Below are 11,522 nucleotides of genomic sequence, written 5' to 3' on the forward strand. Positions count from 1 at the left end.
CATCTTGAAAATCATGTATTTGGAGGATAATCCGTGAAGAATGGACTACGTTTCTTAAAATTATTAATGGAACGCATGAGCCGAGACGATATGACGTCGTATGCAGCAGCCCTGGCGTATAAATTTTTGTTTGCGCTCTTTCCCTTGGTCCTGTTTTTAACAGCACTTTTAGGATTTATGCATTTACCGACAACCATTACCGACATCGTAGGCCCTTTGAGTACTCTGGTGCCAGAATCAGTTTTAAGTTTGTTACGCAGCGCCATCGCCGTGGCCATTCACCACGAAAATCCCACGGTACTGTCATTAGGTATTGTGGGGTTTGTATGGGGCATGTCGGGCGCTTTTATGGAACTCATTGATGCCTTTAATCATGCGTATGAATTGACCTATCCCTTCAAACGCGGCACTATTAAGCGGTATCTTTTAGCCGCAGGAACCGGAATTATCTTTGGTCTTCTTTTCGTTGCGACGCTTTTAGTAGCCACCGGGGGTACACTGTTTACCCACTGGTTACTCAATTCCGTGCTCCATTGGCCCATCGATCACGTTGCATCGTTCTTTCTGCATTGGTTCATGTTGCTCATTCTCTTAGTGTTTAGTCTTGATATGTTATATACCATTTTGCCTGATCTCCATGTTCCCTTTAAGTTTATGAGTCCCGGGACCATCTTAGCTACCACCGTCTTTATTGTGCTCGCCTGGGGCTTCTCCCTTTATACCAGCCATTTTGATTCTTACAATAAAATGTATGGGAGCTTGGGCACCGTCATTTTACTGCTTCTCTATCTGTATTTGTTTGCCTTAGCCATATTACTCGGAGCAGAAGTGAATGCTCTTTTATATCATCAGCACCACAAATTTTCTCAGAAAAAGTGAATCAGCACTGCTAAAATTAACCCCACTAGTCCACCCACAATAGCCCCATTGACACGAATCCATTGAAGGTCCCGGCCAACATACCATTCGAGTTTATCAATCCATTCTCGTTCGTCCATTTGATTGAGATTATCGCGAACGAGTCGGCCGATTACGGGATGATAACGTCGCAGGAGGGATACGGTTAGGCGTTTAATCATATTTTCCAGTTGTGCTTGCTGTTCGGGATACGTACGCAATACATCAGCAATTTCATGCGAAAAATGACCGACACCTTCCCAGGTTTGCGCATCATGCAGATGAGTTCGCACCTCCGTCATCAACCAATTCACGGCGCGGTCCCATGGCATATGACGGGCGAGGTCATTTTTAGCGGTTTCAATCCTTAACCGGAGATCATGATCATCGCGTACCGTAATCATAATGCGCACAATGGCTAACTCAAATTGCTCAAATGCCTTTTCAGATTTTAACCAGTCAATTAGTTGTGTTTTAACGGTCACACTCAGATCTTTATAATCAACAGTCCCCAAAGATTCTAAGAGACCCAACACCAGTTTTTGCGTCGTTGTCTTAGTATATTTTTCCAGCATATCCTTTAGCCGATTTTCCATATCCTCGGTAAATTCCACACTATTTAATACATCGACAACATGGCGTGCTAAAAAGTTAAACAGAGCCCGGTCATTTTCCGATTGCACTAACCATTTGATGAAGCGCACAATATAATCAGAAACTTGTAAGTCCTCAATTTTTTTGCTACTAAAAGATTTCAAATAGGCAGCAATCCGGTCTTCAGGGATGAAGTCCATTATTTGATTCAGTGTTTCGGTAATTTGCTGCTGAGCGACAGGACTCAACGGTTTATCCAAAAACTCGACGATTTTTCTTCCAATCTGCAGTTTCTCAATATTCGCTTCAATAAATGAGACAGACAATAATTCTGTCTCCACTAATGTCGAAATAGCATCCACAATCCGGTCCCGGTTGGCGGAAATAATTGAGGTATGCGGCAGCCATTTAATTCCTAGGGGATGACGAAACAAAGCGGTGACGGCATACCAATCCGCAACACCACCAGCCAAGCCCGCTAAGGCCATCGACTCTAGATAAGGCGCCCAAAACTGGCGATGAAACGCCAGGGCAATCAAAAATAATGCCAAAGCAATTCCTAACGTGATATTGGCCCACCGTCGCTGCACACTGTTCCCTCCCGCCTCATCTTACCGAACCCCGTCATAGAACGCAAAGCATGCCTTAGAGTTTTGAAGGCAAATCGCCCCTGCTTGCTAATTCTGCATTGATTTTTGCTAGGTCTTCTCGCACAATGGACAAAGACACCAGCACCTGATCTGGCTACGCTAAGTTCACGCTGTTGTGTTACATATGAGAAGACCCATGCTCAAAAAAGGAGGTCAATATGATGGTTGTTGATGTTGTGGTAGAAATCCCTCGGGGCAGTCAAAATAAATATGAAGTGGATCATGAAACAGGTCGCATTCGGTTAGATCGGGTATTATATTCCCCGTTTCACTATCCAACCGAATATGGATTTGTAGAAAATACTTTGGGCGAAGATGGAGATCCCATTGACGTGATGGTACTCATGTCCCAAAGTACATTCCCTGGCTGTATTATTCGGGCCCGCATCGTGGGACTGTTAGAGATGCGGGATGAAAACGGCATTGATAACAAGATTTTGGCGGTCGCCGCTGATGATCCCCGCATGGATTACATTGAAACCCTTTCCGATGTGCCTGCCCACACTTTAAAAGAAATTGCCCATTTCTTTGCAACATACAAGGAGCTCGAGGGCGGTAAGGAATCGCATGTTGGCGGATGGCGGGACCATGAAGATGGAGAACGTGTGCTAAAGGAAAGTCAAGAGCGTTTTGCCAAAACCCAGCACTAACGGCAAATTGAAGCATCTAGGGTTTTCCCATGCTGGGAAACACTAAAGGAACCAACAACCTGGCAGACACTAATAAGTCTTCGGTCATTTTTTCAATGTCCGCTAAGACCGCTGCCAGGTCTAACCAGTCCCCTGCCGAAACACGAATTTCTTCTAATAACAGGCGTTGTAATTTTGACGCCTGTTTCAGTGTTTTTTCAAGTTGGTAAGCAGCATCCGGATGTACTCCGACAATTATGCGAATATAAGTCTGCAAGGCTGTTCCCATCAACGCTAATAAGTCCGCCAGTTGAGTCGCAATCGATTTTGGTAGCGCCAAATACGGATCCTGGGTATCGCGCTCCACGGTCACAAACAAACTCCGGGCAATGCCCCGGACTTGAGACAAAGTATGTTCTAACACGATAGCCACTTGGCGAAGGGTTTTAAGCCGCCGGCGCCTTCTCACCATTAACACGTTCCATTTCAAACTTTTCTCGGCACGACGAATGGCATCGCGTACCGTTTCGAGGGACTCATCAACATGGCGGGCTCGGAGCAAATGCCGATTGGCTTCAGCCGCACTTAAGCCATCTATTAAATCTTGACGAATAGCTACAACAACGTCGGCAACCGCGTGCGCTAGCGTAATAATAGCGGATTCTGCTGCCTTCGTAGCATCGGGAGGCCAAATTAACGCATTGACTAAAATCGCCACCATCACACCAATCGCCGTATCGACAACTCGCACCCAGGCATAACCCGACGCCGAACGTCCCACAGTCATCACCAATAATGCTGTGATAGCGGCTTGCGGAATGCCTTGAGGTCCCATATGTAACCGCGTGGCCAAAAAAACGGCAATATAGACGACAATGCCAACGGACAAGGCAGACAAACGGAAAAAATGCCCTGCAAAGATCGCAACAGCTATGCCTGCTCCGACACCCGCAACCCGTTGCATCCCCTTAGATATGGAATCTGCGACACTGACTTGTAAAGACAAAATCGCGGCCAATGGGGCAAAATAGGGGCGAGGCGTCCTAAACAACCACTGAGCTAAATACCACGATGTTCCGGCTGCCATTCCCGTTTTTAAAACTTGTGCATCAATTCCGGTGGCTAATAATCTCCGTAATGAAGACCATAGGTGCTGACTCATAGTTGTAGCATGAGGTTCTCGTTAATTCTCTATGCAGACAGCGCATCTTGCCACATTTTTGCAACCTGCAACAACTTTCCCTCGTGCCCATAGTTCCCCACGATTTGCGCCGAGGCTGCAAAACCCTGATCGTTATGGCCGACAGGCATGGTCAAAGCCGGTAATCCTAGCAGATTAAATGGCGACGTCATCCACACCAATAAGTTCCTGACATCGACTGGGTGCTCGTCATAGCCACGCACTTCTTGGGCGGTGAGATCAGGCGGATAAATGGGAACCGTGGGTAAAATCATAACATCGTAACGATCTAATAACTTTTGGTAAATGTCTTGCAATTCCTGACGAGCACGCAAGCCCTCGATATACTGCACCGCAAGATAGGAAGCACGCGAGATTAAGCGTTCGCGAACATCTGGCTGATAATCTAAAGGCCGTTCCTGTAACCATTTCCAATGATAATTGGCCGCTTCGGCGCCAATAATAACAAGTTGAGCGGCCCGAATACGCTCCAATTCAGGCAAGGGAACGATATCGATATGAACACCCGGGATTAAGGATAACCTCTCAAGGGCGTGTTCAAACCGGTGCTGTAAGTCTTGGTCTACTGCCATACCAAGAGGACCACTGGGCACGAGAATGTTTAATGACGGGCACTGAGCCATCATGTGTTCTTGAAACCGCTCTTCAGGAAATAGAAGATCCAAAAACAACGCAATGTCCTCTATATCCTTGGCCATGGGTCCCACATGATCTAAAGTCCATGACAAAGGAATAACGCCTTGTCGGCTAATCCGGTCGTACGTCGGTTTTAATCCAATAATTCCACACAAGGCCGCAGGAATCCGCACAGATCCTCCGGTATCCGTTCCTAAGGCAAGGGGCATGAGCTCGGTAGCGACCACGACTGCTGAGCCGCCACTCGATCCGCCAGCCATTTTCGAAGCGTCTAGAGGGTGTCGAACAGGCCCATAAAATGAACTCGTGCTGGTTGGACCAAAAGCAAATTCGTGAAGGTTGAGTTTGCCTAAATCGAGATTAGCACCCATCAGGCGTAGCTGTGAAACAATAACGGCATCATGATTAGGGCGATAATTTTGAAGAATTTGTGATCCGGCTGTCGTCGGCATATTTGCGGTTTCAAACAAGTCTTTAAGGCCAACAATTATACCATCTAAGACACTCAAAGTTGTGCCGCTGCGGTAGCGTCGCCACGATGCTTCAGCGGTCGTCCTGGCCCGCTCGATATCTAAATGGATGAATGCATTTGTCCGTTGTTGCACCTGATGAATCTTATCTGTCAACTGGTCTAGCCAGGACACAGGATCATGCTGTCCCGTTACAAATGCTTGATGGATTGCCTTAATTTGAGATGGCATCATCGCACCCCTTGCCGAGAGATTCGCGGGGACCACGGCTCATAGGGATTAAGAGCCCTCGGAGTTAATCCATGAAGAAGAATATCCATCCCAGAAGCCTTCCAAAGAGGCTGCAAACATGCCTCGGTATCGAGTAATAGAATGTCCCGTAACATCGTCCGAACGGTCTTTTCGTCATCCACCGTTTTCCATCAACTCCCCGAATGTCTTGATGATTTTGATAGTTTTAGTATACAATGCCAATGCTTAGCGACAGCCCGCGCCCGCGTAAAATTATTTGATTTATGGAAAGTCACAAATGAGCAGGAAGGATGACAACAATGAAATGGACGGAGGATCTCATTGGACGATGTTCATCCCCCAAAACTTATCACATCGATCGGGAGATGCTGAAACAATTTTCCCAATCCCTCGAACTCACCTATCCCCCATATTTCGATAAAGAAGCCGCGCAGTCGGAAGGATACCGGGATATCATTGCCCCACCGACCTTTGCTTTTACTTTAACCGCGGGGGAAATTCCTGGGTTTGAACTTCCGGCTGCCGGAATTATTCACGGTGAGCAACAATTCGAATATGCTCTTCCTCTCACAGCGGGAGATGAAATACAAGTCGTAGCCTGCGTCGACAACCTGAAAAAGCGGGGATCAACCGTTTTTCTAACCTTAAAGACTGTCGCACACAATCTTCTGGGTGACATGGTGTTTGTGTCCCGCTCGTTGTTCATTATTACTCTAAAGGAGCCGGTCTAATGATCCCAGAAAAACTTGGCCCATGGACAAAAATCATAACCCGTGAACAACTTATTCGATATGCGGCTGCGTCGGGAGACTTTAATCCCATTCATTATGACACCGAGATCGCAAAACAGTACAATCTCCCTGGTGTCATTGTTCACGGCATGCTCAACATGGGATTATTCGACAATCTTTTAACACCGCTTTATGCTCAAGGGTTTGTCCTGAAGGAATTTTCTGCGCGTTTCCGTCAAATTGTCCGTCCCAATGAATCCCTGATCTTTTCAGGAACCGTCAAGCGTATCGATGACGAAACGCTTCATGTCGCCTTAAACATCCAAGTATCTGATGCCGACAAGCCCGCTGTCATCGGTCAGGCAATTTTACGCCGTTTAACACGCCAGTCTTGATAAAGAGAATGGGCTAAGCCCAAGAGAATCAGCCCAATTGCTAAAAGCGGCCACAATAGATGGGTCGTGAAGCGGTTAGGGGGAGCAAAGGTCGAAATCATGGCGATTACGTCCATCAAGATATGCGCGATAAGGGGAACAAGGATGTCACCCGTGGCCATCATATATACCGTCCATGGCAAAACACTGAAAGAGATAGTCCACATTGTCCATGCACCCCAGAATGGGACATGCCATAATCCAAATAAGGCCGCACTTAAAACTGCGACACCCAATCGATTTCCTGGCGACACCGGTCGAAGAAATTTCCAAAGCCACGCCATGGATCCGATTAACAAAAGATTTTCAACGGGAAGAACCAGAGGAAATTGCCACAATAAATGAATAGCAATTGGCCAATTCATATGTTTCATGCCCTGGGCTTGTGGATTGAAGCCCAAAATACGCTGGGCCGCCTCTCCTAATCCTATGCTGGCAATGAGCAATAAGACCGATTGCGCTATTGTCGCATCTGTCCAGTGAATCGTTTTGAGTAATTTCGGTACATAAGGCCAGCTCAACGCTGTAAACAACACCGCTCCATATCCATAACCCGCCATGCTGCTTTTTGTAACATTGCCCAAGATCAACACCGCGCAACCACCCATTACAGTGGCAAGAAATACACGCCAGGCTGCAATGGATGCCATGGGTTGGAGAAAGGTCTGGGCCGGCGGAGTGAATACGCCTGGCCAAAATTTCTCAAGTAATCGCAGTTTCTTCACAATAATTCACCCTGTACATGCATAATCGATCCGTCACGATTCTATGCCAATAAACTACCTAAACCTTCATGTTGTCCATCCGACAAAGAAATCAACCACAGTGAACTGCTCCCGTCTTCGCTTCGCATAGCGGCGAGAGCTTCTTGCTTCATCGACCACCGCCTGCCGAAGCAGGTCTTACATGATTTCCACAGGCGTCAATTCGGCCCGTTCCCTGCCTATGTGATACAGACCAGTTAGCTGACTGGCCGTAGGATTTCTAACCCTCGATGTAGAATGTTGATCGCTCAGTTGACATCTCGGTCCATCTCCCGTCCGCATGTCGGGCACTTGTGCATACGAATCGATAGGTCTTTTTTTACCAAGGTTCCGCAACCTCCACTACAGAGTTGCGTGGTGTGATGAGGTGACACTTTAATTAGTTGCTTTCCTGCGTTTTGTGCCTTGTGCTCTAAGTAGGCTCCGAGTTTACCCCATCCTGCATTCGCAATGGATTGTGCCAGACGATGATTTTTCATCATCCCTTTCACTGGCGAATCCTCCATGCACCCCAGCTCGTAACGGTCTACCAATGATCGGCTGACCTTGTGCCAATGGTCCTTGCGCTGGTTCGCCACATGGTCGTAGACATGTTGGATTCCGCAGAAAGAACGGCGTCGTCGGCAGTATTTTTCCCTACTACTACCAGAACCGCCTCTACTGATCATCTCGTTCAATGATTGTATTGGGCAATCCATGACAATGTGTCTATTATATTTATTGGTTTTGTTGTATCGACACGAAGCACAGGACAAATAGCCAGGGGTTCCCCAGCTTTAGCTATCCATTCAGAAAAATCTATACCCCCACTGAAATGGCCTTCATGGCGTGAATGTAGCTGTCTGGCATGAAACCGCTGTTCAGCAATCTCCGGAGGGCAAGCACAATAAATTTCCACCATCGGGCCATTCAACTCAGCTAAATCCCTGGGCGCCAGATGGCGATCAAACACACTATCAAGAATGGCATGAGGCAATGTTCTTGCAAGACGGTACATTAATGTAATGCTGATAATGCCGAGCTTACGAGACCATTCCCGGTCGCCTACACCCAACGCATCAAACAATATCTCTTTGAACTGATCTTTTTCAAGAATCGGCCACTGTAAAGCGTGACCTAAGGCTGCTGCTAATGTGCTCTTTCCTGAGCCGGGTAGGCCGTTGACGAGGATATACATCCGATCACCTCTCCAGGAATTAGTAGTAGACGTTAAGGGACTATTGATGGAAACTAATATGGGCACACGATTCTTCTGAAGACTCCTATGTCTTAGGTTTTTATACAGACAAGACAGCAATGCACTTGCGCCCGTAGATCAGAAGAGTCAACATTGATTTCAATCAACTTTGGACCTATGGCTGGCTCGCAGTTATAAAATGGCTTATTAGGGATGCGCTGGGCTCTGACTCATGGCCACGCGAATTTCCCCGACCACCGCTTGGTTTTCGCGGCGAATCATGGGAGGATCGGGAATCTCAACGGTAACACTCAAGGAACATCGTCATTACAAGGATTAGCGCACAGTAAAGAGGATTGTGGTATCTTCTCCGCCACCTTTCCACGAAAGGTAAATTAAAGGGGCTGTCCCGAAAAGGTTCAGCCCCGCTCAGAGAACCGGAATTACTGCAAAATCTGATCGATATGTTTTAATACATCCAAGGGTAACTGGACATCGACCGCCTTAACATTCTCTACCACCTGTTCGGGTTTTGAGGCTCCAATCAAGGCGCTAGAAATAGCAGGTTGGCGTAGTACCCAAGCTAAAGCTAATTGGCTTAAAGATATTCCCAAATCGTTAGCCACGGACAACAAATCTTCCACTTTGGCAAAATTTTCGTCAGTCAGATACCGAGTAATGAAATGACTAATTTTTTCAGTCGTTGCCCGCGAACCCGGAGGCAATGGCTGGCCTTTGCGGTATTTTCCCGTCAAGAGTCCTTGAGCTAATGGAGAAAATACGACTACGCCAAGCCCATATTGTTCGCATAACGGTAAAACGGCTTGTTCGATATATCGGTTAAACATATTATAAACGGGTTGACTGGCGCGCAGGGGATGTGTTCCTAATACACTTTGCACTTGCACGGCCTCAGCAATTTTCTCCGCTGGCCATTCACTAATTCCACCGTAACGCACTTTACCTTGCCGTACAAAGTCGTCAATAGTGCTCACAATTTCTTCCATTTCGGTGTCCGGATCATACCGGTGACAGTAAAAAATATCGACATAATCCGTGTTGAGGGCTTTTAAGCTCTGCTCTAATTGACTAGTTAGGTGCTTTCGGCTGAGGCCCCGATCATTGACTCCCGGTCCCACCGGCCAGAATGCTTTAGTCGTCAGCACATAGGAATCACGGGGAAAGGGTTGCAAGGCCTTGGCCAAAAATCGCTCGGCCTCGTGCGGAGTACTACCATACACATTGGCGCAGTCAAAATGATTAATACCGAGCTCATAAGCCTGATGAACACAGGCTTCAGCTGTATTCTGTTCCGTGACTGTCCCATAAGTCAGCCAACTTCCTAAGGCAATCTCTGAGACTTTGATTCCGGCCCTTCCTAATCGTCGATACTTCATTGAACAATCCCCCTTAAATGTCGACCAATCCGCTTATGACAAATATGGTGAAACCAATAGCGACGACTCGTGCAATCGCATATTTGGATGTTTTTCTTGCAAGCGTGCTAGGGTATATTCGTCTTCTACGAGGAGTACAGGTTGTTCATCGGCGTCTAACACCACCCGTGCCCTATCAAAACGGCCTAGTTCGGGTAATGGGCCTTCTATCCACCGTGCAATGGAATAGTTCAGGGGACGAATGGTAATATCGACCCCATATTCCATTTTCATCCGGTATTCCAAAACTTCAAATTGCAGTGGTCCGACTACGCCTAAATAGATTTGGGGCCCTAAATCCATGGGATGGAAGACCTGAATCAATCCTTCTTCCGTTAATTCGCTGAGACCGCGTTGATATTGTTTGTGTTTCAGGGCATATTTGAGTTCGATTTCGGCAAAGTGTTCGGGGCTAAACCGGGGAAACCCAGTAAATTCAAACTGTTCGCCTTCCGTCAAGGTATCCCCGATATGGAAAAGGCCAGGATCATGTAACCCAATCACATCACCCGCAAAAGCTTCTTCCACAATGAACCGGTCTTGTGCTAAAAATTGCTGGGGTTGGCTTAATCGAATGATCCGTCCCGAACGGATATGGTTGACCGCCATGCCCCTTTCAAAACGTCCCGAGACTATGCGAACAAAAGCAATGCGGTCGCGATGCTGGGGATTCATATTGGCCTGAATCTTAAATACAAAACCGCTAAAGCCGTCACGAGCTGGATCGATGAGGCCTATCGTACTAGGACGAGGTGTTGGAGGCGGCGCAAGCTTCAAAAACGTGTCCAGAAAGGACTTGACACCGAAATTCGCAATGGCACTTCCAAAAAACACGGGGCTCAACAGTCCTTGCGTGACCTTCTGTTCGGAAAAAGGCTCTCCGGCATCCATAATTAACTCTAAGGCCTCTTCCAAGGCGTGCCGTTGATCTTCGGGAATTTGATCCTGCATAGCGGCGTAATCCACAATCCGGTAATCCTGGTTCGCTCGGTCAAAATGTTCAAACCGCTGATGATGAATATCATAAATGCCGCGGAAATCTAATCCCATGCCTACAGGCCAATTCATGGGATATGTTTGGATCCCCAAGACTTGCTCAATTTCTTGAAGAAGATCCCAGGGATCCCGCCCCTCCCGATCTAACTTGTTAATGAACGTAAAGACCGGAATGTGACGGCTCGAGGCAACTTGAAAAAGTTTCACCGTCTGTGGTTCCACACCTTTGGCCGCATCAATTACCATGACCACACTATCCGCGGCTAAAAGCGTACGATATGTATCTTCACTAAAGTCTTGGTGGCCAGGAGTGTCCAACAAGTTCACCCGATATCCGTTGTAATGAAACTGCAAAACGGTCGATGTGACAGAAATTCCCCGTTGTTGCTCAATGGCCATCCAATCGGAACGGGCATGAGCTTGTTGCCGGCGAGCTTTTACCGCCCCAGCTTCACGGATGGCACCACCAAACAAGAGAAGTTTTTCAGTCAAAGTTGTTTTTCCAGCATCCGGATGTGAAATGATGGCAAATGTTCGCCCAGACACAATGTTATCTTGCAACGTGCTCACAATATTCCCGCTCCTTCTGATGATTACCGGTAAATTATATCATCCTAAACGCCGCTTCACACATCGACAACAAGCAAAAGTGGTT

The 11,522-nt window shown here is 47.1% G+C and carries 12 protein-coding genes; 4 read left to right on the forward strand and 8 right to left on the reverse strand.

The window, feature by feature from the left end; translation table 11 throughout:
* Nucleotides 1-33: 33 nt before the first annotated feature.
* Nucleotides 34-879, forward strand: coding sequence for a YihY/virulence factor BrkB family protein (locus AOA63_RS06420; RefSeq protein ID WP_053958924.1), 846 nt, complete (start codon nucleotides 34-36; stop codon nucleotides 877-879).
* Here AOA63_RS06420 and AOA63_RS06425 read toward each other — a convergent pair.
* Entirely contained in the window at nucleotides 867-2,081 is a 1,215-nt protein-coding gene (locus AOA63_RS06425; protein ID WP_053958925.1) for a DUF445 domain-containing protein, read from the reverse strand. The genes AOA63_RS06420 and AOA63_RS06425 overlap by 13 nt on opposite strands.
* Before the next feature lie 218 nt (nucleotides 2,082-2,299).
* On the opposite strand from AOA63_RS06425, the gene AOA63_RS06430 reads away from it, so the two are divergent.
* Nucleotides 2,300-2,791 carry an inorganic diphosphatase gene (locus tag AOA63_RS06430; RefSeq protein ID WP_242848284.1) on the forward strand — a complete coding sequence of 164 codons (492 nt, stop codon included), beginning with the start codon at nucleotides 2,300-2,302 and terminating at the stop codon, nucleotides 2,789-2,791.
* A gap of 16 nt (nucleotides 2,792-2,807) precedes the next feature.
* Here the strand turns inward: AOA63_RS06430 and AOA63_RS06435 are convergent, their stop codons facing one another.
* Together AOA63_RS06435 and AOA63_RS06440 are read right to left on the reverse strand one after the other, a co-directional pair.
* Nucleotides 2,808-3,932: an FUSC family protein gene (locus AOA63_RS06435; RefSeq protein WP_053958927.1), complete on the reverse strand. Its 1,125-nt coding sequence runs from the start codon at nucleotides 3,930-3,932 to the stop codon at nucleotides 2,808-2,810.
* 29 nt (nucleotides 3,933-3,961) lie between these two features.
* Nucleotides 3,962-5,311, reverse strand: coding sequence for an amidase (locus AOA63_RS06440; RefSeq protein WP_082343794.1), 1,350 nt, complete (start codon nucleotides 5,309-5,311; stop codon nucleotides 3,962-3,964).
* A 317-nt stretch (nucleotides 5,312-5,628) separates the two neighbouring features.
* Between AOA63_RS06440 and AOA63_RS06450 the strand changes: the two genes are divergently transcribed.
* Together AOA63_RS06450 and AOA63_RS06455 are read left to right on the forward strand one after the other, a co-directional pair.
* Entirely contained in the window at nucleotides 5,629-6,060 is a 432-nt protein-coding gene (locus AOA63_RS06450) for an FAS1-like dehydratase domain-containing protein (RefSeq protein WP_053958930.1), read from the forward strand.
* A complete protein-coding gene (locus tag AOA63_RS06455; protein WP_053958931.1) occupies nucleotides 6,060-6,455 on the forward strand; it encodes a MaoC/PaaZ C-terminal domain-containing protein in 396 nt (131 codons plus the stop codon). Before AOA63_RS06450 ends, AOA63_RS06455 begins: the two co-directional genes overlap by 1 nt.
* Here AOA63_RS06455 and AOA63_RS06460 read toward each other — a convergent pair.
* The 5 genes from AOA63_RS06460 to AOA63_RS06480 form a co-directional block, all read right to left on the reverse strand.
* Entirely contained in the window at nucleotides 6,419-7,219 is an 801-nt protein-coding gene (locus AOA63_RS06460) for a CPBP family intramembrane glutamic endopeptidase (protein ID WP_053958932.1), read from the reverse strand. The two genes, AOA63_RS06455 and AOA63_RS06460, sit on opposite strands and share 37 nt — an antisense overlap.
* 287 nt (nucleotides 7,220-7,506) lie before the next feature.
* Complete coding sequence (locus AOA63_RS20550; RefSeq protein ID WP_082343796.1) at nucleotides 7,507-7,956, reverse strand: RNA-guided endonuclease TnpB family protein; 450 nt, start codon at nucleotides 7,954-7,956, stop codon at nucleotides 7,507-7,509.
* Nucleotides 7,932-8,435, reverse strand: coding sequence for an AAA family ATPase (locus AOA63_RS06470; RefSeq protein WP_053958934.1), 504 nt, complete (start codon nucleotides 8,433-8,435; stop codon nucleotides 7,932-7,934). The genes AOA63_RS20550 and AOA63_RS06470 overlap by 25 nt, the downstream gene beginning before the upstream one ends.
* Nucleotides 8,436-8,878: 443 nt before the next feature.
* Nucleotides 8,879-9,832, reverse strand: coding sequence for an aldo/keto reductase family protein (locus AOA63_RS06475; protein WP_053958935.1), 954 nt, complete (start codon nucleotides 9,830-9,832; stop codon nucleotides 8,879-8,881).
* Nucleotides 9,833-9,865: 33 nt separating this feature from the next.
* On the reverse strand, nucleotides 9,866-11,437 hold the full coding sequence (locus AOA63_RS06480) for a peptide chain release factor 3 (protein ID WP_082343797.1): 1,572 nt from the start codon (nucleotides 11,435-11,437) through the stop codon (nucleotides 9,866-9,868).
* Nucleotides 11,438-11,522: the final 85 nt, after the last annotated feature.

The organism is Sulfobacillus thermosulfidooxidans (genome assembly GCF_001280565.1).
Taxonomy (GTDB): Bacteria; Bacillota; Sulfobacillia; order Sulfobacillales; family Sulfobacillaceae; genus Sulfobacillus; species Sulfobacillus thermosulfidooxidans_A.

What these genes read in the sequence shown, in the direction of transcription:
- AOA63_RS20550 (WP_082343796.1), bottom strand. Translation starts at nt 7,956, where the DNA reads ATGGATTGCCCAATACAATCATTGAACGAGATGATCAGTAGAGGCGGT.
- AOA63_RS06430 (WP_242848284.1), top strand. Translation starts at nt 2,300, where the DNA reads ATGATGGTTGTTGATGTTGTGGTAGAAATCCCTCGGGGCAGTCAAAAT.
- AOA63_RS06450 (WP_053958930.1), top strand. Translation starts at nt 5,629, where the DNA reads ATGAAATGGACGGAGGATCTCATTGGACGATGTTCATCCCCCAAAACT.
- AOA63_RS06470 (WP_053958934.1), bottom strand. Translation starts at nt 8,435, where the DNA reads ATGTATATCCTCGTCAACGGCCTACCCGGCTCAGGAAAGAGCACATTA.
- AOA63_RS06455 (WP_053958931.1), top strand. Translation starts at nt 6,060, where the DNA reads ATGATCCCAGAAAAACTTGGCCCATGGACAAAAATCATAACCCGTGAA.
- AOA63_RS06440 (WP_082343794.1), bottom strand. Translation starts at nt 5,311, where the DNA reads ATGATGCCATCTCAAATTAAGGCAATCCATCAAGCATTTGTAACGGGA.
- AOA63_RS06435 (WP_053958927.1), bottom strand. Translation starts at nt 3,932, where the DNA reads ATGAGTCAGCACCTATGGTCTTCATTACGGAGATTATTAGCCACCGGA.
- AOA63_RS06475 (WP_053958935.1), bottom strand. Translation starts at nt 9,832, where the DNA reads ATGAAGTATCGACGATTAGGAAGGGCCGGAATCAAAGTCTCAGAGATT.